A 22,421-nucleotide genomic window follows, 5' to 3' on the forward strand; every position below is an offset into this window, starting at 1 on the left:
TCATTCATGCACGCAAGCGGGTGCGCTGTGGTGAAAACGCGCCGCCGGTGAACTCGCCGCGGTGCAGGTCATACATGTGGCGAACCCATTGCAGGGCCTTGCGGTCACGCCAGGGTTTGATGGCGTCGGCCATGCTCGCAGCAAACTGAGGGTCGCCATACACGGGGTGCTGCTGCGGGCAGGCGATAGGGGCGAGCAGGGCGGCTGCGGTGATGTCGGCCGCCGAGAAGCGGTTGTTCACCAGGTAGAAGCGGCCATCCGTCAGCTGGGTATCCAGCCAGTTGATCTCTCGCGTGATGCGCTGCAGCGCCAGCTCGGCGCGCTGGGGTGTGATGCTCAGCTTGCGGCGAAACGCCCAGCGCACGAAGGGGTAGGCCGCACGCAGGAAGGCGGCCTGGCTGCCGCTGGCATGGTCGGTCCAAAGGCGCAGGATGTGGTCATCGGCCTTGCCGAAACTGTTGGCGTACAGAAAGCGCGCCACGTCCTTGCCGATGGCATCAAAGCGTTGTTCGACATCGCGCACGGCTTGCTGGTGGCTGGCAGGAAGGATGTCCAGTGGCCCGTAGTTGTCGAGCAGCCAGTCGAGGATACGGGGGCTGTTCTGGATGGCTGTGCGGGGTGTCTGCAGGATGGGCAGCGTGGTCTGCCCGCGTTTGCCCATGCGCAAGGCGGGCAACATGTGGAATACCGGTGTCATGCAGACTTCACGATACGGAATGTGGCAGTGGTCCAGCGTCCAGCGGATCTTTTCGCTGTAGTGGGACATCGCAAACGTGTAAAGCGTGAGGCCGCTGGGGGCATTGGTTTTCATGAGAAAGGCGCACAAAGTGACTTGTCGTCATTCTGGTGAAGGGAGGTCATCCCTAGAATTGGCGTTATGGACATCTTTGATGCTGATGTGGCCAAATTGGCCGTTGCGCCGCCCAAATCGTCGGGGCGGCGGGTTCACCGCGTGGGCGTGCTGGTCTGCGAGGAGGCCAGTCTGGCCAGCCTGGGCTTGCTCATGGACGTGTTCCGAATGGGCAACCAGTTGCCGGGGCCGCATCGGTTTGAGTTGACGCGTGTGAGCGACAACGGCCTGCCGGTGCATCATGCCGATGGCGAGCTCAGGGTCGAGGGCGATGTCTCGTTGCTCAAGGGTATGGACCTGGTCGTCGTGCCGTCCATGTGGACCATGGGGCCTCGCGCAGTCGAGCGTCATCCGGTGCTGGTGGCCGCCTTGCGCGATCTGCCTGAGTCGGTGCTGGTGGTAACCATGTGCTCAGGGGCCTATCTCCTGGCCGCGACGGGGCGCCTGGCAGACAAATGCGTCACGACGCACTGGATGCTGGCGGATGGTTTGCAGGCGCGTTACCCGGACGTGCATGTGCAGGCCGGCGAGAACCTGGTTCAGCAAGGTGGCCTCATCTGTTCGGGCGGCTCGCTGGCGGGTGTGGATGCCTGCCTGCATGCCGTGCAGCTTCTGACCGACAGGCGCACCGCCAAAGACCTCGCGGGCCTGCTGGTCACGGATATGAGCAGGGGGCCGCAGTCCAGGTTCATGCCCTCGCTGGGCATGCGTCGCCATGCGGATCGTGAGATCAAGCTGATACAGGATCGCCTGGAGGCGCAGTGTGATCAGTCCTTTTCACTGGATGAGCTGGCGGGCTTCGTCCATATGAGCGTGAGAACCCTGCAGCGGCGCTTCCTGGCGGCCACAGGCATGACACCCGTTCAGTATCTGCAGGCTGTGCGCATCGAGCGCAGCAAGGATCTGCTGGAGTCGGAGCGCCTGCCTGTGCCGGACATCGCGGCACGCGTCGGCTACCAGGACCGTGTGGCCTTTGGTCGACTGTTCAAGAAAATGGTGGGCATGACCCCGGCGGCCTACAGGCAGAAGTACCAGTGAGGTACCTCTGCGCAGGGCTTTGATGGATCAGTTGTGATCAGAGTGCTTCGCTGCTGCCCGCCATCACGTGGCTGAAGCCGCCATCCACGTAGGTGATTTCGGCGGTGACGCCTGCAGCCAGGTCGGAGAGCATGAAGGCAGCGACGTTCCCGACGTCTTCAATCGTCACGTTGCGGCGCAGCGGCGCGTTTTCTTCCACCACGCTCAGGATCTTGCTGAAGCCCTTGATGCCGGCGGCCGCCAGCGTCTTGATCGGGCCGGCCGAGATGCCGTTGACGCGGATGCCCTTGGGGCCCAGGCTGGCGGCCGTGTAGCGCACGCTGGCTTCCAGCGAGGCCTTGGCCAGGCCCATGGTGTTGTACGCCGGCACAATGCGCTCCGAGCCCAGGTAGGAAAGGGTCAGCAGGGCGGCGCGCTCGTTCAGGTAAGGCAGGGCCGCCTTGGCCATGGCCGGGAAGCTGTAGGCCGAGATGTCGTGCGCAATGCGGAAGGATTCGCGCGACAGGCCTTCCAGGAAGTCGCCGGCGATGGCTTCGCGAGGCGCAAAACCGATCGAGTGCACGAAACCGTCGATCTTGGGCCAGGTCCTGGCCAGATCGGCGAACATGGCGTCGATCTGCTCGTCGCTGCCGACGTCGCAATCGAAGATCAATTCAGAGTCGAATTCCTTGGCGAACTCGGTGATCCGGTCCTTGAAGCGTTCACCAACGTAGCTGAATGCCAGTTCGGCGCCTTCGCGTTTGCAGGCTTTGGCGATACCGTAGGCGATCGAGCGGTTGGAAAGCAGGCCGGTGATCAGCAGGCGTTTGCCAGCGAGAAATCCCATGAGGTCTCCATTTGGGGTACTGAACCAGCCGCGGATTTTGGCATGGCAATAGGGGTAAAAGAGAATTTGTGCCCAATCTCTTGATCGAGCCCGTTCCTCAGGCTAAAATGCGGGATTCGCTGCTTTTGCGGAAAGACTGGCTTTGAGCTCTCGCAATCCTCGTTCAATGTGTTCGAGAGGTTGCAAGCAGGTTTATTGAGCAGGGCTGAAAGCAGCACGTCTCGTGTTTGTCACGAATGGGCGGGTCTTCCGGCCCATTTTTTTTGCTCGATTGTTTTTTAAGCGCTGATTGAAACGCTGATAGGACTGGATGACAGGGTTGATGACCTCGTGGCTCAAAGTTGTTGAAACCACCGTGACCGGCCTCGGTTACGAGATTGTGGACTGTGAACGCAGTTCGCAGGGTTTGCTGCGTGTGTACATCGATCGCCTGCCTGATGGGGTCTACGACCTGCCCGGTGACGTGGTCACCGTGGATGATTGCGAGAAGGTCACGCGTCAGCTGCAGTATGCGCTGGAAACAATCGATGCGGATTACGCTCGTCTGGAAGTGTCCTCGCCTGGCGTGGACCGCCCGCTGATCACGCCGGCGCACTTTGCTCGTTTCGTGGGTGAAGAAGTGGCGATCAGCCTGAAGGTGCCTTTCCAGGGACGCAAGAAATACAGCGGCATCCTGTGCGAGTCACAAGATGGCGATCCGGCTGCGATCGAAGCGGGTCAGGCCTGGGGCCTGGTGCTGAAGTCGCCGGATGCGGACAAGCCGCTGTCCAAGACTGCCGCCAAGAAGCTGGCGAAAGATCTGGCCAAGGGCATTGCCCCTGCGCCGCAGGTAGTGGATGAAGTGTTGGGTTTCACGCTCGATGAAATTCGCGAGGCACGCCTTGTGCCTGAAGTGACTTTCAAAGGGCGTAGTGGTCGGGCGGCAACCCCGGCTGCTGGTGATGTTGCCGTAGATGAGGCGCAAGAACTCGGAGGTCAGAAGAAATGAATCGCGAATTGCTGATGTTGGTGGACGCTATTTCTCGCGAGAAGAGCGTGGACCGTGATGTGGTGTTTGGTGCGGTGGAATCCGCTCTGGCTTCCGCAACCAAGAAGCTGTATCAAGGTGAAGTCGATATTCGCGTGTCGATTGACCGTGAAAGCGGCGTGTACGAGACCTTCCGTCGTTGGCACGTGGTGCCCAACGAGGCTGGCCTGCAGCTGCCTGACGCTGAAATCCTCTTGTTCGAAGCCCAGGAACAGATTCCTGACATCGAAGTCGACGACTACATCGAAGAGGGCATCGAGTCCGTGCCCATCGGCCGCATCGGTGCACAGGCTGCCAAGCAGGTCATCCTGCAGAAGATCCGTGACGCCGAACGCGAGCAACTGCTCAATGACTTCCTGTCGCGCGGCGAGAAGATTTTCGTCGGCACCGTCAAGCGTCTGGACAAGGGTGACATCATCGTCGAGTCGGGTCGCGTCGAAGGCCGCCTGAAGCGCTCCGAGATGATCCCGAAGGAAAATCTGCGCTCCGGTGACCGCGTTCGTGCCTACATGCTGGGTGTGGACTCGCTGGCCCGTGGCCCGCAGATCATGCTGTCGCGCTCTGCGCCTGACTTCATGATCGAACTGTTCCGCCAGGAAGTGCCCGAAATCGAGCAAGGCCTGCTGGAAATCAAGAGCTGTGCCCGTGACGCCGGTTCGCGTGCCAAGATCGCCGTGCTGTCGCATGACAAGCGCGTGGATCCGATCGGCACCTGCGTGGGTGTGCGTGGTTCGCGTGTCACCGCCGTGACCAACGAACTCGCCGGCGAGCGTGTGGACATCGTGCTGTGGTCCGAAGACCCCGCACAGTTCGTGATTGGCGCGTTGGCACCGGCCAACGTGCAATCCATTTTTGTTGATGAAGAACAGCACGCCATGGACGTGGTGGTTGACGAGGAAAACCTCGCCATCGCCATCGGCCGCGGTGGTCAGAACGTGCGCCTGGCGTCCGACCTGACCGGCTGGCGCATCAACATCATGACGGCCGAGGAATCGGCCCAGAAGCAGGCTGTCGAGACCGACTCCATCCGCAAGATCTTCGTTGACAAGCTCGACGTGGACGAGGAAGTCGCCGACATCCTGATCGCAGAAGGGTTCACCAGCCTGGAAGAAGTGGCCTATGTGCCGCTGCAGGAAATGCTGGAAATCGAATCGTTTGACGAAGACACGGTCAATGAGCTGCGCACCCGCGCCAAAGATGCTTTGCTGACCATGGAAATCGCCAAGGAAGAAGAAGTCGAGACTTTGTCGGAAAATCTCAAGGGTCTGGAAGGTTTGACTCCTGAGTTGATCGCGAAGCTGGCTGAAGCTGGAATCCACACCCGTGACGACCTGGCCGACCTGGCCGTGGACGAGCTCACCGAAATCACCGCCGTGTCTGATGAACAAGCACGCGCCCTGATTCTCAAGGCCCGTGAACACTGGTTTGCCTGATCGCTCCCAGCTTTAAACACTCGACTCATTTGCAAGCAAGCTCATCAAGGATTAACACAATGGCCGTGACCACCGTCGCACAATTCGCCGCGGAGCTGAATCGCCCGGCTGCGACACTGCTGGATCAGCTACAGTCTGCTGGCGTGCCCAAAGGCGCGCCGGAAGACGTGCTCACGGAAGCCGATAAGGAGCGTCTGCTGGATCACCTGCGCAGCGCCCACGGCTCCGCAGGCGCAGATCGCAAGAAGATCACCCTGACCCGCAAGTCGACCACCGAAATCAAGCAAGCTGATGCCTCTGGCAAGGCTCGCACCATCCAGGTGGAAGTCAAGAAAAAACGCGTTTTCGTCAAGCGTGATGACGCCACTGGCGGCGATGAAGCTGCCAACGCGGCACAAGCTGCCCAGGAAGAAGCCGAACTGGCTCGCCGGGAAGAAGAAGCGCGCGCTCAGGCTGAAGCGCTGCGTGCTCAGGAAGAGCAACTGGCCGAAGCCCGCCGCCTGCGTGAAGAGCAGGAGCGTCGCGAGCGCGAGGAAGCCGAGGCTCGTGCCCGCGCTGCAGCCGAGCAGGCTGCGCGTGACCTGGCCGAGCGTGAACTGGCTGCCAAGAAGGGCGGCAAGGCCGCTGTGGCTGCCAAGACCGCCGAGCAGGACGCCGCCGAACGCGAAGCTGCCGCTGCGCGTCGTGCTGCTGCACTGGAAGCCGGTCGTGCCGAAGCCGCTGCCTTGACGGCTGCTGCGCAACGTGGTTCGCGCAGTGGTCAGGCCAAGGCCGCCGCCGAAAAGGCTGCTGCAGAAGAAGCCAAGGCCGCCAACGCGGTTGAAGAAGCCAAGGTTCAGGAGGCGGCTGCGCAAGCTGCTGCACCAGCGCCTGCGCCTGCGCCTGCCGTGGCACCGACCATGCCATTGCCTGTGGCCGATGCGCCCAAGCCCACCGCCGTGCGCGTGGTCAAGGCCGCAGACATCGAGGCTGAAGAAAAGCAGAAGGCTGCTGATCTGGCCAATCGTCGCAAGGCCGCGGAAGCTGAGGCTGCCGCCATCCGCGCGATGATGAATGCACCCAAGAAGGTGCTGACCGCCAAGAAGCCTGAAGAACCCAAGCCTGCTGAAGCGGCCATCAAGGGCACGATTCACAAGCCCAAGGCTGCCCCCGGTGCTGCGCCTGCCGCAGGTGCTGGCGCCAAGCCGGGCGACAAGAAGTCGGTCAAGTCCGAGAAGCTGTCGTCGAGCTGGGCCAATGACGAGAAGAAGCGTGGCGGTCCTACGCCAGCCAAGGGTCGCACCGATGCGGGCGCCGGCGCCAACCGTGGTGGCTGGAAGGCCCCAGGCGGTGGCCGTGGTGGCCGTCGTGGTGACCGAGGCGACCGTGGTGACAGCCAGTCCAACTTCGTGGCACCGACCGAGCCGCAAATTCTGGAAGTCCACATTCCCGAAACCATCTCCGTGGCCGATCTGGCTCACAAGATGTCGGTGAAGGCTTCCGAGCTCATCAAACAGATGATGAAGCTGGGTCAGATGGTCACCATCAACCAGCAGCTGGACCAGGAAACCGCCATGATTCTGGTGGAAGAAATGGGCCACAAGGCGTTTGCCGCCAAGCTGGATGATCCCGATGCCTTCCTGGAAGAAGAACACGAAGATCAAACGGCAGAGTCGCTGCCACGTGCACCAGTCGTGACCGTCATGGGGCACGTCGACCACGGCAAGACCTCGCTGCTGGACTACATCCGTACGACCCGCGTCGCCTCTGGTGAAGCCGGCGGCATCACGCAGCACATCGGTGCCTATCACGTGGACACGCCTCGCGGCATGATCACCTTCCTCGACACCCCGGGTCACGAAGCCTTCACGGCCATGCGTGCTCGCGGTGCCAAGGCAACCGACCTGGTGATCCTGGTTGTGGCGGCCGATGACGGCGTCATGCCCCAGACCAAGGAAGCCATCCACCACGCCAAGGCTGCAGGTGTGCCCATCGTTGTGGCGATCAACAAGATCGACAAGCCGGGTGCCAACCTCGACCGCGTGAAGCAGGAACTGGTTGCCGAAGAAGTCGTGCCCGAAGAATACGGTGGCGACTCCCCCTTCGTGCCGGTGTCGGCCAAGGTGGGTACCGGTATCGACGATCTGCTGGAGCAAGTGCTGCTGCAGGCCGAAGTGCTGGAACTGAAGGCGCCTGTCACCTCCATGGCCAAGGGCCTGGTGATCGAAGCCCGTCTGGACAAGGGCCGCGGCCCCGTGGCGACCGTGCTGGTTCAATCCGGCACCCTCAAGCGTGGTGATGTGGTTCTGGCTGGCTCCAGCTACGGCCGTGTTCGCGCCATGCTGGACGAAAACGGCAAGAACGCCACCGAAGCAGGTCCTTCCATTCCTGTGGAAATCCAGGGCCTCACCGAGGTGCCGGGCGCTGGTGACGAGTTCATGGTGCTGAGCGACGAACGTCGTGCCCGTGAAATCGCCACCTTCCGTCAAGGCAAGTACCGTGACGTCAAGCTGGCCAAGCAACAGGCCGCCAAGCTGGAAAACATGTTCGAGAACATGGGGCAGGGCGATGTCCAGACCCTGGGCCTGATCATCAAGGCCGACGTGCAAGGTTCGCAGGAAGCCCTGGCTACCTCGCTGCTCAAGCTGTCGACGCCCGAAGTCAAGGTTCAGATCGTGCACGCTGCCGTTGGCGGCATCAGCGAGTCGGACGTCAACCTCAGCATTGCCTCGAAGGCCGTCATCATCGGTTTCAACACCCGTGCCGACGCCGGTGCGCGCAAGCTGGCCGAGAACAACGGCGTGGACATCCGCTACTACAACATCATTTACGACGCTGTGGATGATGTGAAGGCAGCGATGGGCGGCATGCTGGCACCCGAACAACGTGAAGAAGTCATCGGTTCTGCCGAAATTCGTCAGGTGTTCATCGCCTCCAAGATTGGTACGATCGCAGGCTGTATGGTCACCAACGGTGTGGTCCGCCGCAACGCGCGTCTGCGTCTGCTGCGCGAGAACGTGGTCATCTACACCGGCGAGCTGGAAGGTCTCAAGCGCTTCAAGGACGACGTCAAGGAAGTGCGCGAAGGTTTCGAGTGTGGCCTCAACATCAAGGGCTACAACGACATCAAGGAAGGCGACGTCCTCGAGTTCTTCGAAATCAAGGAAGTGGCCCGTACGCTGTAAACAATCGCACAGGCTGCCCCCCGAACAACCCCGCCTGAACCCAGGCGGGGTTTGTGCTTGAAAAGGCCGATGCCCCTAGGCTGCCTGACGGCATCCGTCCCCCAAGGGGATCGTCGTTTTTGGGGCGGCCCGGCAACCGACTGCACCTGTTTTCGCAGCAGAAATTCACCATGCGCCATAAACGTTCTACCCCCAACCGCAGTTTGCGCGTCAACGACCAGATCCAGCGTGATGTGGCCGAGCTGATCCGCGACCTGAAAGACCCGCGCATCGGCAACATGGTCACGATCACCAACGTGGAAGTGACGCCGGACTACGCCCATGCCAAGATCGGTTTTTCGCTCCTGGTGGGTGACCCCGTCGAGTGCGAGAAGGGCCTCAATGAGGCTGCAGGCTACATCCGCAACGGCCTGTTCAAGCGCCTGCAGATCCATACCGTGCCCACGCTGCATTTCCACTTCGATCGCACCACCGAGCGTGCGCTGGAGTTGAGCGCCTTGATCAACCGTGCCGTGGCCGACAAGGCCAAGGATGCGGACGAGCAAGCCGCCGCGTCTGAGACCAAAGACGGAGGCGATCAGCCTTGAACAAGCCCGTGCGTCAGCCTCGTCGCCAACTGCATGGCGTCATCCTGCTTGACAAGCCTCTGGGCCTGTCGAGCAACGATGCATTGCAGAAGGTGCGCCGCCTGATGCGCGCGGAAAAAGCCGGGCACACCGGCACACTGGATCCGCTGGCGACCGGCTTGTTGCCGCTGTGCTTTGGCGCGGCGACCAAGTTTTCGCAGGTGTCCCTGGACGCGGACAAGCGCTACACCGCCACCCTGAAGCTGGGGCAGACCACCAGCACCGGTGACACTGAAGGCGAAATCCTGCAGACCAGGCCGGTGACCGCCGAGCAGGTGAACGAGGCCGCTATTGCCCAGGCTTGCCGGGCTTTCACCGGCCCCATTTCGCAGATCCCTCCCATGCATTCGGCCCTGAAACATCAGGGCCGCGCGCTTTACGAATATGCCCGCGAAGGCATCGAGATCGAGCGCCCCGCACGTGACGTGACCATTCACGCCATTGACATCGTCCGCTGGCAAGGTGACGAGCTGGTGCTGGACGTTCGCTGCAGCAAGGGCACGTATATCCGTACGCTCGCCCAGGATATTGGCGAGCATTTAGGCTGCGGCGCCCATCTGAGCGGCTTGCGCCGCACAGGCAGCGGTGGCGTGAGCCTGCAAGGGGCGGTGACGCTGGAGGCCTTGCAAGCCATGAGCGAGCCCGAGCGCGATGCCCACTTGCAGCCTGCCGATGTTTTGTTGAATGATTGGCCCGATGTGTTGTTGTCCGAGTCGGAGGCCGCGCGCTTTCTGACCGGCCTGCGCCGTCGTACCCATCTGGCGGATGCGGCCCAGGTTCGCGTCTACGGCCCGTTGCCCGGACAAGGCAAGGGCGAAGGCCGTGTCTTGCTGGGCAGCGCCCACATCAAGGCCGGTGAATTGATCCCGACGCGACTGCTGAGTCCCGCCGAGGTGCAAGGCTTGCTTGAAGTGCAGGCTGCCCTCGTGGCGACAACCGTGCAGACGCAACCCGAAACCGCTGACGCCGCCGCGCTACGTCAGCCCGACCCTGTTCTTTGATTTCAGACCAGTGAGCTTCCTATGAGTACTCAAATCCGCAATATTGCGATCATTGCCCACGTTGACCATGGCAAAACGACCATGGTTGACCAATTGCTGCGTCAAAGCGGTACCTTCGCCGACCACGAAAAGGTCGTCGATACCGTGATGGACAACAACGCCATCGAACGCGAACGCGGTATCACCATCCTGGCGAAGAACTGCGCCGTGAGCTGGGAAGGCACGCACATCAACATCGTCGACACCCCGGGCCACGCGGACTTCGGCGGTGAAGTGGAACGCGCCCTGTCCATGGTGGACGGCGTGGTGCTGCTGATCGACGCGCAAGAAGGCCCGATGCCTCAGACGCGCTTCGTGACCAAGAAGGCCCTGGCCCTGGGTCTGAAGCCCATCGTCGTGGTCAACAAGGTGGACAAGCCCGGTGCCAAGCCTGACGCCGTGGTCAACGCCGCCTTCGACCTGTTCGACAAGCTGGGTGCCACCGACGAGCAACTGGACTTCCCCGTGGTGTACGCCTCGGGTATCAACGGCTGGACGTCGCTGGAAGAAGGCGCACCGGGCGAGAAGTGGGGCAACGACATGTCGGCCCTGTTCAACACCGTGCTCAAGCATGTGCCTGCCCAGAAGGGTGACCCTACTGCCCCTCTGCAACTGCAGATCTCGGCGCTGGACTTCTCGACCTTCGTGGGCCGCATCGGCGTTGGCCGCATCAGCCAGGGTACGGCCAAGCCCGGCCAGGACGTGGTTGTGATGGAAGGCCCCGAGGGCAAGCCCATCAAGGGCCGCATCAACCAGGTGCTGACTTTCCAGGGTCTGGATCGCGTGCAAGTGACCGAAGCCGGTCCTGGCAACATCGTGCTGATCAACGGTATCGAAGACGTCAACATCGGCGTGACCGTGACCGACCCGATCAACCCGGCTCCGCTGCCCATGCTGAAGGTGGACGAGCCCACGCTGACCATGAACTTCTGCGTGAACAACTCGCCTCTGGCGGGTCGTGAAGGCAAGTACGTGACCAGCCGTCAGATCTGGGACCGCCTGCAGAAAGAGCTGCAACACAACGTGGCTCTGCGCGTGAAGGAAACCGACGAAGACGGTATCTTCGAAGTGTGCGGCCGCGGCGAACTGCACCTGACCATCCTGCTGGAAAACATGCGCCGTGAAGGCTATGAGCTGGCCGTTTCCAAGCCTCGCGTGATGTTCAAGGACATCGACGGCGTGAAGTGCGAGCCGATGGAGCTGGTCACCGCCGACGTGGAAGAAATCCACCAGGGTGGCGTGATGCAGGCACTGGGTCTGCGCAAGGGCGAAATGATCAACATGGAGCCGGACGGCCATGGTCGTGTTCGCCTGGAATACCGCATTCCGGCCCGTGGTCTGATCGGTTTCAGCAACGAATTCATGAACCTGACGCGTGGTTCGGGCCTGATCTCGTCGATCTTCGACGGCTATGAGCCGCACAAGGGTGACATCGGCGGCCGCAAGAACGGCGTGCTGATCTCCATGGACGACGGTGAAATCTTCACCTACGCACTGGGCAAGCTGGACGACCGTGGCCGCATGTTCGTCAAGCCGAACGACCCCGTGTACGAAGGCATGATCGTCGGTATCCACAGCCGTGACAACGACCTGGTCGTCAACGCCACGCGTACCAAGCAATTGACCAACTTCCGCGTGTCCGGCAAGGAAGACGCTGTGAAGATCACGCCTCCGATCGACCTGACGCTGGAATACGGTGTGGACTTCATCGATGACGACGAGCTGGTTGAAATCACGCCCAAGTCGATCCGTGTGCGCAAGCGCCACCTGAAGGAACACGATCGCAAGCGTGCTTCGCGCGAAGCTTGAAGCTGATTCACGTATCGGCCTCTACAGGCTAGTACGATACGAGGGCTGCACCTGCAAGGGTGCGGCCCTTTTTCTTTTGGAGTGAAGTTGATGGAAAGCTTGGTTCTGACAGAGGTGATCGGTGGCCTGGGCGTGATCACGCTCAACCGGCCCAAGGCCCTCAATGCCCTGTCGCTGGAGATGGTGCGCGAGCTGTACACGGTGCTCACGGGCTGGGCTACGGACGAGGCCGTGCTGGGCGTGCTGATGCGTGGCTCGGGCAGGCCGGCGGAGAACGGCAAGCCCGCCGGTGCCGTGCACTTCTGTGCGGGCGGTGACATCCGCTTCATCTACGATGCGGCGACCACGGGCGACCTGTCGGTGGACGACTTCTTCAGTGAAGAGTACGCACTGGACTACCTCATCCATACCTATCCCAAGCCGGTGATCGCCTGGCTGGAGGGCATCACGATGGGCGGCGGCATGGGCCTGGCCCAAGGTGCCGATTTGCGGGTGGTGACCGAGCACATCCGCATGGCCATGCCCGAGACACGCATCGGCCTCTTCCCGGATGTGGCCGGTGGCTACTTCCTGTCGCGCTGCGCAGGTTCGCTGGGTGAGTACCTGGGCATCGTGGGGCCGCATCTGCATGTGACCGACGCCCTGACCTTGGGCCTGGCGGACGTGCACGCGCAAGCGGCAAGCTTGCCTGCGTTGCTGGAGGGTTTCAAACAACGCCACGCGAGCGATGGTGATGAGCTGCTGGCGCGTGTTCGCGCGCACGTCGATGCGCATCCACTGAGCAATCTGCCGGAAGCCACGGTGACCGGCCACCTCGATCAGATCAACCTGCACTTCAGCTTGCATGCCATGGCCGACATCGAGGCCTCGTTGCGCGCGGATGGCAGCGAGTGGGCGCAGCAGGCGCTCAAACAGATGGCTGGCCATTCGCCTCTGATGATGTGCGTGACGCTGGAGCAGATCCGCAGGGCGCGTTCGATGAGCCTGGCGCAGGTGTTCCGCATGGAGCGCGACATGGTGCGCAACTGCTTTGCCATTCGCAAAGGCAAGGAGAGCGAGACGGCGGAGGGCGTGCGCGCCCTGGTGATCGACAAGGACAACCAGCCGCGCTGGCGCCCGGCCAGCATCGCCGAAGTGGACTTGATGGAGGTAGAGGCCTTCTTCGCCAGCCCCTGGCCGGCCTCACGTCACCCGCTGCGGGATCTGAGCTGAATCAGATGTTCGCGTCCAGGCAGGCCATGCCTTCGTCCCAGGCTTTGGCCATGTCACCGAAGACCTCGTTGGGGTCCATGCTGCGCTTGGCATTCACGGCACGAGCGACCTTCAGGATCAAGGCCTTGTTGCCCTGAGAGATCTGTTGGAAGCTGCTCACGGCCGGTGCCAGCGCATCGGCACGTGCTGCCCCCCCTACTTGCCCCAGCCACTGGATGTTGGCTGCGGCCAGTTCGAACGCGGCGCCCAACTGGCGGATCGTGCTGAAGGCCCAGGCGTGGTAGTGCGGCAAGCCCTTTTCATGCATGCGCGGCAATTCCTCCCCGAAGCGCGCTGCAAAGCGGCGGATCGGGTTGTCTGCAGGCCGGTAGCCCAGATAGGTCTTGACCAGGGCGCGTGACAGCTCGGCGAGCTCCTGCTCGGGGCGACGCACCACGCGGTCGATGCGGACCAGTTCGGCGAACAAGGGCAGGTAGCTCGGGTCGGCGGCGGCGTCCAGGCGGAATATCTGGCGGAAGTCTTCGCCTTCCAGCTCGTAGTAGCCGGCGTTGTGGAAGTAGCCCAGGCGCTGCTTGTCCATGTCCAGGTCAGACAACATGATGGTGGTCTTGACGTGGTTCTGGCGGTAGTCGGTGCCAGCGGTGTCCGGCATCCAGTGCGCATCTGCTTCAACCGCGATCAGGTGACCAGCTGCGAGGTGTTCCCGGGCGTGCTCGATCAGTGGACGCCAGTGGTTCATTTCCTGCACGTCCACGCCGTAGAGCAGGCGCATCTCGCTGTGCTGGGGCTTGAAGAAGGTCCACTGGTCACCTTCAAAGTCGACAGCCAGCGTGAAGGGCAACATGGCCCTGGGCTCCAGCTTCAAGGCGTGGACCAGTTCGATGAACAGGTCCACATAGCAGTTCTTCTCGACCCAGGCGCAGTCTTCGCCATGCAGGCTGCTGCGTACATACGACGCCGCCTCGATGTCGGGCAGCACACGCAAGCGACTCATCACTGTCTCCCAAACACGATCTCAAAAGGCCTGGTCGATCAGGACCACAGCAACTGACGCACAGCGGCAGGCCAGGTGTCAGGGTTGAAGCCGTGGTGCTTGAACAGGGCCATGGCAATGCGCTCCATGCCGAAGCCCATGCAGGCCGTGTGGGCTACTTCGCCGTCCGGCGTGCGGATGTCGAAGGTGGAGCCGAAGTGGTCCTGGTGGTAGTTGAAGGAGCAGCAGGCGGTCGGGTTCTCGGCCGAGATCACGGGCACCAACACCTCGAACTTGAGCTTTTGTTCCTTCTGGCTGGCCGCACGCATCTGGCCGCCGCGACCGAAGAAGGGGTCGGTGGCCACGTCCGAGCTCACGGGCAGTTCCAGCGAGGTCAGCAGGTCGATGCCGCGCTGATGCCACATGTCGCGCCAGGGGATGACCTGCTCGGCCTTGCCCACGCGGATGAACTCGCGCATGCGGAAGGACTGCAGGCGGGTGGGTTCCAGCGAAGGCTCGTGGCGGTAAACCCAGTTCAGCACGGTGATCAGGCGGCCTTCTTCAGGCACGGTGCCGCTCAGCGTGGGGTAGACGGGGTAGCAGGCGGCGGGGTTGAGCACCACTTCGGTCTGCTTGAGCTCTTCGCCCCATTGCTCGCCTTTTTCGGCACGCTGAGCCAGACGCAGCGCGTCCAGGCCGTTGCCGAAGAAGCTGTGTACCGAGCCGCACAGGTGGGGGAAGGTCTCCAGGTAGTGGACCTTCTCCATGATCTTGCGGTCCATCACGGGCGGGAAGGCGTACAGCTCGGCGCCGTCATCCTTGGCAATCTTGTTGACCAGGTCATTGAACCGGTTGACAACCTCTTCAAACTTGGCGCCACGGCCAAAGGTCCCCAGCACTGCTGTAGGCACGACCAGGCCAGCGGCGGCCATGCCGTCAAAGAAGGCCTTGGGATCGTAGAAGTCGGGCTTGACGGTATCGTTCATCGGAAGGGGTGCCTGATAGGGATGATGGAATGTAGGTGGCGGTGGTCGGGGCAGGACGGTTCAATCGTCCTTGAAGACCAGGAGCATGGAGGCGCTCTTGCCAGCAATGCGGTCGTTCTGGATCATGAGTGATCCGGACAAGGTATCGCGGTAGTGGCGGCTCAATGCAAACGGGCTGTCGTTCTTGTAGCCCAGGATACCCACGATCTGCAAGGCCTTGTGCACGATTTGCGGCGCGGTCTCGGATGAGCCAATCTTGAGGTTGTTCATCTTCAGGGCCCAGCCAATGCCCAGCAGCTTCTCTGCGGCATCGGGCCCGGCCGCGATCTCGTCGAACTCGCTGGCGATGGCCTGCCAGTTGTTCTTCATGGCCTGCAGTTGCACGGACACTTCGGCAAGGCGCGTGGCGGTGTGGGGCACGGTGCCGGGGTTCTTGCGGGCCTCGCCGCGGACATAGGTGGAGGCCTTGACCACGGCGTCATTGGCGATACCCCACCACAGCGCTGACCACAGGATGTGGGAGTAGGGCACCATGCTCTGGGCGGCGATGTCGCCAAAGCCCACGGGCATGATCTGTTCTTCAGGGCCGGATGACACCAGGTCGAAGCCGGGGCTGCACGTACCGCGCATGCCCATGGTGTCCCAGGTGGTGGTTTGCGTCAGGGTGCCGTCAGTCTTGCGGACCAGCACCAGGGCCTGGTCGCTCTTGGGGGCGGATTCATCGCGGCGGCAGGTGACCAGGATGGCGTCGGCGTGCGCGCAGTAGGAGCCCGTGGTGGCCTGTTTGTTGAGGATGAACTTGCCATCCTTGCGTTCCACGGCACAGATGCTGGAGCGGGTGTCGCCGAAGGTGCCGACTTCAGAGGTGATGGACGCCAGCAGGGGTTGGGTCTCGACGATTTCGGTCAGGTAGCGCTTGAAGAAGGCGTTGTCTGCATGATGGCGGGCGATGCACGCCACCTGGATGTAGTGCATGGCCAGCACCATGCCGCTGGAGCCACAGGCGCCAGACAGGGCCGCGCACAGTGCACCCAGTTGCTTCATGCCCAGGCCCTGGCCACCAAATTCGCGAGGAACCGGGGCGGACAATACCTTCGCGGATTTCAACGCGGCAATGGTTTCCTGCGGGAAGCGGGCATTCGTGTCCACATCCTTGGCGTGAACGGCTGCCACCGAGGTGGCAATTTGGCGGACGGCCGCAAGCAGCGTTTCAAAATCGGCGTTTTCGGTCATCTTCAATGTACTTTCCATGAGGGCCGAATATTAATCTCGCACCCGATGAATGGGGGCCCCCGGCCTGAGTGGGTTACCGCCAGCCAGCCCGTTTGAACAGGCCTTGTTCGCGATCAAGACGCGATCATGCCTTGCCACGTCAGGCTTTGGGAAACGGATATCGTGTTTGAACAATGCCTTCCCTATGTTTAGGGGGTGTGGCATGTGACCTAGTTCACGCAGCTATCCCGATTCGAGGGATCGCTACACAGGCGATTCTTTGCGGATAATACAAAGCCTTGTGAGCGGCCCGGCCGCCTAATATGGTGGATATGCCTGCATTGCCCGTGTTGCCCGAGTTCCCCTCGTCTCTTTTATCCGACGTCAAATCAGGTGCGGTGGAATTGAAAGTGGGAATGGATCTGGTCGTGATCAGCCGAATTGCGGCGTCCGTCCAGAAATTTGGCGATCGTTTCACACAGCGCATTTTTACCCCGCTTGAATTGGAATACGCGATGTCTTCGCTCCCGTTGATGACGGAACGTCTGGCTGCCCGGTTCGCTGCCAAGGAGGCTGCGCTCAAGGCGCTGTCCCTGGCCGACAGGGGGGTGGCCTGGCGAGACATGGAAGTGTTCCGTCTTGAGGACGGGCAATGCGTCTTGAAACTGCATGGCAAGGCTGCTGACCTGGCCCGTTCTGCCGGCATCGTGAAAACGGCCTTGAGCCTGACGCATGATGGTGACCATGCGGCTGCCATTGTGGCGGCGCTGGTCGAGACTTCGCCCCAACGGGTCCCCGTGTGACCCCAGAATTCCTGTTTACTTCAATCTGCATTCAAACATGACCGACACCGCTGCCATCGAAGCTCAGATCCGTACCGTTCTGAAGGACCACGCCCGCCTGAGCAAGGACGCCCTCACGCTGGACGTCAACGAAGACCTCTATCAGGCCGGCATGACCTCCCATGCCAGCGTCAACGTGATGCTGGGTCTGGAAGGCGCGTTTGATGTGGAGTTCCCTGATCACATGCTCAAGCGCAATGTGTTCAACAGCATCGCCTCGATCCGCACCGCTGTGGTGGAACTGATCGGCGGGTGAGCCACGCGTGCAACTGCTCGACACTGCGCGCCTGAAGGCCGACCGCAGGCCTGCGTTTCGCGCGCTGCAAGAGGGATGGCAATTGCTGGGCGCCACGCCCGGCCAATTTGCCCAGCCTGCCGACCTGCCCGCCGAGGCCGGCTGGATCAGTGCGCCAGTGCTGGGCCCGGTTGCCGATGTCCTGCAGCAGGTGGGGCAGTGGTCGCTGGATGGGCCGCCGCGTCGATTCGATGCCGAGGATTGGTGGTATCGCCTGCGATTCGATCTGGCAGAGGGCCAGGGCCCTTCGGGTTTGCTGCTCCATCTGGACGGTCTGGCCACGGTGGCTGACATCTGGCTCAACGGCCAGTTGATCCTGTCCAGCACGGACATGTTCCTGGCTCACCGCTGTGAAGTTGGTCAGATCCTGCAGGCGTCTGGCAATGAACTGGTCATGGTGTTTCGCTCGCTGGACGAGGCTTTGAGCAAGCGTCGCCCGAGGCCTCGTTGGCGTGCACCCATGATCGAGAACCAGCAGTTGCGCTGGTTCAGAACGACCTTGCTGGGCCGCACGCCTGGCTGGTCGCCACCTGCTGCCGTGGTGGGGCCATGGCGAGGCGTCTGGTTGTCCGAATCGCCTCAGGTCGAACTGGCTGAACTCGCCTTGCAGCCCAGGGTGCAAGGTGCTGATGGTCGCCTGAGTGTGAACTGCACCTTGAATGCCAAGGCCGGCGCACAGCTTGAGCAGGTCACGTTGATCCTGTCCAGGCAAGGGCAGACCTGGCAACAGAACCTGTCTGTGTCGGCAGATGGCCGATGGCAGGGCGACGTCCTGGTGAGCGATGTGGCCTTGTGGTGGCCGCACACGCATGGCGAGCCGGCCTTGTACGAGTGCGCCTTGCAGATCGTGGGGTCAGGCCAGATGCAGGCCTTGACCATGTCGCTGGGTGCAGTCGGGTTCCGGACGATCGAGCTGGATCAGTCTGGCGATGGCTTTGCGCTGCGCGTCAACGGTGTGCCCGTGTTCTGTCGCGGTGCCTGCTGGACGCCGCTGGATGCCGTCCGTCTGGACGCGCCTGATCGCGCGGCCTACGAAGAGGCGATTGCGCAGGTGCGCCGCGCTGGCATGAACATGGTGCGTGTGGGCGGCACGATGAGCTATGAAGCCGATGCCTTCTACGACGAATGTGACCGTCAGGGCGTGTTGGTCTGGCAGGAGCTGATGTTCGCCAACATGGACTATCCCGAAGAGCCGGCCTTTGTGGCGCTGGCTCAAGAGGAAGTCCATCAGCAGTGTCAGCGATGGCAGGGGCGCCCGGCGCTGGCCGTGCTGTGTGGCAACAGCGAAGTCGAACAACAGGCGGCCATGTTCGGGGCCACGCGTGACCGCTGGGTGCCAGCACTGTTCCATGACACCCTGGCCCAGGTCTGTCGTGAGCGTCGACCCGATGTGCCTTACTGGCCTTCCAGTGCACACGGCGGCGCCTTTCCGCATCAGGGTGATGTGGGCACCACCTCTTATTACGGTGTGGGGGCCTACATGCGCGCCCTGGATGATGCCCGGCGCGCTCAAGTGCGTTTCGCCACGGAATGCCTGGCGTTTTCGAATGCGCCCGAGCCTGACGGCCTGGCGGCCATGCCGGGTGGCCTGTCCTTGCGCATGCACCATCCCGCCTGGAAGGCCCGTGCCCCGCGTGACCTTGGCGCCGGTTGGGATTTCGAAGATGTGCGCGATCACTACGTGGCGCAGCTGTTTGATGTCGACCCAGGCCGCTTGCGCTACAGCGACCACGATCGGTATCTGGCACTGGGCCGCGTGGCAGTTGGCGAAGTGATGTCTGCCACCTTCGCGGAATGGCGCAGGGCGGCCTCGGTGTGCCAGGGGGCGATGATCTGGTTCCTGCGTGATCTCTGGCCAGGCGCGGGCTGGGGTGTGGTGGACAGCCTGGGGCAGCCCAAGGCGCCTTACTACTACCTCAAGCGCGCCTTGCAGCCGCTGTCCATCGCCTTGACGGACGAAGGTGGCAATGGCTTGTTTGTCCATGCCACGAACGAGACCGCCGAGCCGATCAAGGCGTCGGTGGAAGTGACTGCCTGGCGCCATGGCGCGACACAAGTCGGGCAGGGCGTCAAAGAGATAGAGCTGTCTGCGCGCAGTGCGCAGTCTTGGCCGTTGATGAGCTGGTTTGACTGGTTCGCCGACTGGTCATTTGCCTATCGTTTTGGCCCCTTGACCGCACAAGTGCTGGTGGCCGTGTTGCGAGATGAAAATGGACGTGAACTGGCTCGCGCCCATGCCTTCCCAGGGGGCTTGAACTTGCCTGTCGAGCGCGATCTGGGGCTGCAGGCGACGGCAGGCTGCCTGGCGCCGGGGTACTTTGAGGTCACGCTGGTGTCGGCACGTTTTGCTCAATCGGTGCACTGGGACGTCGATGGCATCTCGCCAGACGACGCCTACTTCCACCTGTCCCCCGGTGAGACGCGCACCTTGCGCGTGAATCTGCGCGGCAAGGCTTCGACAGCGCAGGTGTTGTCGGGTGGCTTGCGTGCCCTCAACCTGGATGGTCAGGTGTCCATCCAGATGGAAAGTGGTCCTTCGCTGTGAGTCTTCCCCAGCCCATGTTTTTCGGGGCTTCGGCTCTGCCACTGTTCGGCTGTCTGCATGCCGGCACTGGGCCCGCTCGTGATGTCGGGGTCGTGCTGTGCAGCACCTGGGGGCGCGAAGAGGTCTCGGCGCATCACAGCCTGCGCCAGTGGGCCTTGCAATTGAGTCAGCAAGGCTGGCCATGCCTTCGATTTGATTACCCGGGGGAAGGCGATTCGGCCGGTGATCCCCTGGCTGACGGTGGCCTGGACGCCTGGGTCGGTGGTGTCAGGCAAGCGATCGAAGAACTGAAGCGGCGCACTGGCGTGACGCGTGTCTGCTTGTTGGGGGTGCGTGCTGGTGTCGCGCTGGCCTGTCTGGCTGCTCAGGGACGAGACGATGTCATGGGCCTCGTGGCCGTGGCGCCGGTGGTGAAGGGACGGGGCTTCGTGCGCGAACTGAACGCCTTGCAGGCTGCGGCTTGCAAGACCGGCGAACCCCAACCCTTGCCGGGCGTGTTCCAGTCTGGCGGCTACGTGATGACGCAGGAGGCGAGGGATGCCTTGTCTGGCGTTGATCTGACAGCGCTGGCGCGCTCTGCAGCGCCTCAGGTGCTCGTGCTTGATCGGGACGACATGCCACCCAGCACCGCCTGGATCAAGGCGCTGGAGGCGCAAGGCGCGGTCGTGCAGCAAGCGGCCTTGCCAGGCTATGTCCGCATGATGGCCGATCCGCATCACGCGGTGGCGCCCCAGGCCATGATCGATGTGAGCCTGCGCTGGTTGAATGAACTGTCGCCCGTGACCACGTCGTCGCGCACCGAACTGGCCCCTGGCCTGGCTGCAGCTGATGAAGCCTTGCTGCCCGTGCCGCAGCAGGCGGTGCGCCATGTGCGGGAGCAGGCACTGTTCGTACAAGGTGGCCCCGCATTCGGTGTGCTCACTCAGCCCGCTGAAGGGCAGCACAGGACGGGGCAGGCAATTCTGGTTCTGAACGCGGGCTCCACGCGTCACATCGGGCCAAGTCGCCAGTCGGTCACGATGGCCAGGCGTTGGGCGGCAGAAGGCCATGTGGTCCTGCGCATTGACCTGGCCGGCATCGGTGAGGCGGGGGTTCGTGCCGGGCGCGAACTGAACATGAGCTATCCCCATGAGGCCATGCTGGACGTGCGCGCGGCGCTGGATCAACTGCGCACACAGCCTGGGGTAGAAACCATTCATGCCTGCGGCCTATGCGCCGGCGCTTACCATGCGCTCAAGGCAGCACGCGATGGCATGCCGTTGGCGTCTGTCACGCTGATCAACCCCTTGATCTTCTTCAACGCGGAAGGGCTGTCACTGGAAGAGGGCGCCGACCTGTCGCCGCAGAAGGTGCACTCGGCCGCAGCCAGCTACAAGGAGTCTGCTGCGTCGCTGGAGAAGTGGCTCAAGCTCTTCAAGGGGCAGATCAAGTTTGATGCACTGTTCAAGGTGATGTTGAGCCGGGCAACCATGGTGCTGTCGGCCAAGGTGAAGGAGCTGGGGCGCCTGGTGCACTGGCCGCTCAAGGATGACCTGGGCACGGATCTGCGGCGTCTGGCCGGCCAGGGTGTGCGGGTGAATTTCATCTTTGCGCAAGGTGATCCTGGCGAAAGCATGTTGCGTGAGCAGGCCGGCAGCGTTGTGCATGGCTTGCAGCGTCGGGGCCTGTTGAGTTTGAATGTTTTCCAGGGCGCCGACCATGTCTTCACGGATGCGGTGGTGCGCCACGACATGCTGATGTGCCTGGCACAGATCATGTCAGCCATGACGGCAGTGATCTGAGCGAATCAGTGCTGCGCTTTCCGGAATCGAAGAATGTCTGAACCCAAGCTTGAAGCCCCGTCCGTGGCTGAACCTCTCAGCCCATGGCGCATGTGCGTGGCGCCGATGCTGGACTGGACCGATCGACACTGTCGCTACTTTCATCGCCTGCTGAGCCAGCATGCGCGCCTGTATACCGAGATGGTGACCACTGGCGCCTTGTTGCACGGTGATGTGGATCGCCACCTGCGCTTCAATGAGGAAGAGCACCCCCTGGCCTTGCAACTGGGTGGCAGCGAGCCGGCCGATCTGGCGAAGTGCGCGAAGCTGGCCCTGCAATGGCGCTATGACGAGGTCAACCTCAATTGCGGCTGCCCCAGCGAGCGTGTGCAGCGTGGGGCTTTTGGTGCCTGCCTCATGTCCGAGGCCAGCCTGGTGGCGGAGGGCATCAAGGCGATGATGGACGCCACCGGAGGTGATGAACGTTTGCCCATCACGGTCAAGCATCGTATCGGCATCGATCAGATCGAGAACTACGAGTTCGTGCGTGACTTTGTCGGGACCATCGCCGATGTGGGTTGCAAGGTCTTCATCGTGCATGCCCGCAATGCCTGGCTGCAGGGCCTGTCGCCCAAGGAGAACCGGGAGATCCCGCCGCTGCGCTACGAGGTGGTGCACCGGCTCAAGCAGGAGTTTGCGCACCTGACCATCGCCATCAACGGCGGCATCCAGACCGACGAGGTGGTGCTGGAGCAACTGGACCACCTGGACGGCGTGATGATC

18 protein-coding genes are annotated in these 22,421 nt (G+C 62.2%); 13 read left to right on the forward strand and 5 right to left on the reverse strand.

The window, feature by feature from the left end; all coding sequences use genetic code 11:
- Positions 1-4: 4 nt before the first annotated feature.
- Positions 5-811 (reverse strand): glutathione S-transferase, encoded by an 807-nt coding sequence (locus VFW93_RS03135; protein ID WP_329692527.1) that lies wholly within the window; start codon positions 809-811, stop codon positions 5-7.
- A 66-nt stretch (positions 812-877) separates the two neighbouring features.
- On the opposite strand from VFW93_RS03135, the gene VFW93_RS03140 reads away from it, so the two are divergent.
- Positions 878-1,888, forward strand: coding sequence for a GlxA family transcriptional regulator (locus VFW93_RS03140; RefSeq protein ID WP_329692528.1), 1,011 nt, complete (start codon positions 878-880; stop codon positions 1,886-1,888).
- 37 nt (positions 1,889-1,925) lie between these two features.
- Here VFW93_RS03140 and fabI read toward each other — a convergent pair whose 3' ends face one another.
- Positions 1,926-2,714 (reverse strand): enoyl-ACP reductase FabI, encoded by a 789-nt coding sequence (gene fabI / locus VFW93_RS03145; RefSeq protein ID WP_329692529.1) that lies wholly within the window; start codon positions 2,712-2,714, stop codon positions 1,926-1,928.
- Positions 2,715-3,036: 322 nt separating this feature from the next.
- Here fabI and VFW93_RS03150 point away from each other — a divergent pair, with 322 nt between their 5' ends.
- The 7 genes from VFW93_RS03150 to VFW93_RS03180 all read left to right on the forward strand — a co-directional run bounded on the left by VFW93_RS03150 (position 3,037) and on the right by VFW93_RS03180 (position 13,025).
- On the forward strand, positions 3,037-3,702 hold the full coding sequence (locus tag VFW93_RS03150) for a ribosome maturation factor RimP (RefSeq protein WP_329692530.1): 666 nt from the start codon (positions 3,037-3,039) through the stop codon (positions 3,700-3,702).
- On the forward strand, positions 3,699-5,174 hold the full coding sequence (gene nusA, locus VFW93_RS03155; protein WP_329692531.1) for a transcription termination factor NusA: 1,476 nt from the start codon (positions 3,699-3,701) through the stop codon (positions 5,172-5,174). Before VFW93_RS03150 ends, nusA begins: the two co-directional genes overlap by 4 nt.
- A gap of 59 nt (positions 5,175-5,233) precedes the next feature.
- Positions 5,234-8,338, forward strand: coding sequence for a translation initiation factor IF-2 (infB, locus tag VFW93_RS03160; protein WP_329692532.1), 3,105 nt, complete (start codon positions 5,234-5,236; stop codon positions 8,336-8,338).
- Between the two features lie 170 nt (positions 8,339-8,508).
- Complete coding sequence (gene rbfA / locus VFW93_RS03165; protein WP_329692533.1) at positions 8,509-8,925, forward strand: 30S ribosome-binding factor RbfA; 417 nt, start codon at positions 8,509-8,511, stop codon at positions 8,923-8,925.
- Positions 8,922-9,965 carry a tRNA pseudouridine(55) synthase TruB gene (gene truB, locus VFW93_RS03170; protein WP_329692534.1) on the forward strand — a complete coding sequence of 348 codons (1,044 nt, stop codon included), beginning with the start codon at positions 8,922-8,924 and terminating at the stop codon, positions 9,963-9,965. The genes rbfA and truB overlap by 4 nt, the downstream gene beginning before the upstream one ends.
- 21 nt (positions 9,966-9,986) lie before the next feature.
- Positions 9,987-11,813, forward strand: a complete 1,827-nt coding sequence (gene typA, locus VFW93_RS03175; RefSeq protein WP_329692535.1) for a translational GTPase TypA — start codon at positions 9,987-9,989, stop codon at positions 11,811-11,813.
- 90 nt (positions 11,814-11,903) lie between these two features.
- Entirely contained in the window at positions 11,904-13,025 is a 1,122-nt protein-coding gene (locus VFW93_RS03180) for an enoyl-CoA hydratase/isomerase family protein (RefSeq protein WP_329692536.1), read from the forward strand.
- A 1-nt stretch (position 13,026) separates the two neighbouring features.
- Here VFW93_RS03180 and VFW93_RS03185 read toward each other — a convergent pair whose 3' ends face one another.
- Genes VFW93_RS03185 through VFW93_RS03195 form a run of 3 tightly spaced genes read right to left on the reverse strand, consistent with a single transcriptional unit; the run spans position 13,027 to position 16,235 of the window.
- Positions 13,027-14,019: a DUF1839 family protein gene (locus VFW93_RS03185; RefSeq protein ID WP_329692537.1), complete on the reverse strand. Its 993-nt coding sequence runs from the start codon at positions 14,017-14,019 to the stop codon at positions 13,027-13,029.
- Between the two features lie 38 nt (positions 14,020-14,057).
- The gene (locus VFW93_RS03190; protein WP_329692538.1) at positions 14,058-14,984 is read right to left on the reverse strand and encodes an amino acid--[acyl-carrier-protein] ligase; all 927 of its coding nucleotides are present in this window, start codon (positions 14,982-14,984) and stop codon (positions 14,058-14,060) included.
- A gap of 60 nt (positions 14,985-15,044) precedes the next feature.
- Positions 15,045-16,235 carry an acyl-CoA dehydrogenase family protein gene (locus VFW93_RS03195; RefSeq protein ID WP_329692539.1) on the reverse strand — a complete coding sequence of 397 codons (1,191 nt, stop codon included), beginning with the start codon at positions 16,233-16,235 and terminating at the stop codon, positions 15,045-15,047.
- 308 nt (positions 16,236-16,543) lie between these two features.
- Here VFW93_RS03195 and acpS point away from each other — a divergent pair, with 308 nt between their 5' ends.
- The 5 genes from acpS to dusA all read left to right on the forward strand — a co-directional run.
- The gene (gene acpS, locus VFW93_RS03200) at positions 16,544-16,999 is read left to right on the forward strand and encodes a holo-ACP synthase (protein ID WP_329692540.1); all 456 of its coding nucleotides are present in this window, start codon (positions 16,544-16,546) and stop codon (positions 16,997-16,999) included.
- 37 nt (positions 17,000-17,036) lie between these two features.
- Entirely contained in the window at positions 17,037-17,294 is a 258-nt protein-coding gene (locus VFW93_RS03205) for an acyl carrier protein (RefSeq protein WP_329692541.1), read from the forward strand.
- A 7-nt stretch (positions 17,295-17,301) separates the two neighbouring features.
- Complete coding sequence (locus tag VFW93_RS03210; RefSeq protein ID WP_329692542.1) at positions 17,302-19,878, forward strand: glycoside hydrolase family 2 protein; 2,577 nt, start codon at positions 17,302-17,304, stop codon at positions 19,876-19,878.
- A gap of 14 nt (positions 19,879-19,892) precedes the next feature.
- Entirely contained in the window at positions 19,893-21,659 is a 1,767-nt protein-coding gene (locus VFW93_RS03215) for a serine aminopeptidase domain-containing protein (RefSeq protein ID WP_329692543.1), read from the forward strand.
- Positions 21,660-21,692: 33 nt separating this feature from the next.
- On the forward strand, positions 21,693-22,421 hold a 729-nt coding region (dusA, locus tag VFW93_RS03220), incomplete at its 3' end, for a tRNA dihydrouridine(20/20a) synthase DusA (protein WP_329692544.1).

This window comes from Aquabacterium sp. (assembly GCF_036279675.1).
In the GTDB taxonomy this organism is placed as follows: Bacteria; Pseudomonadota; Gammaproteobacteria; order Burkholderiales; family Burkholderiaceae_C; genus Aquabacterium.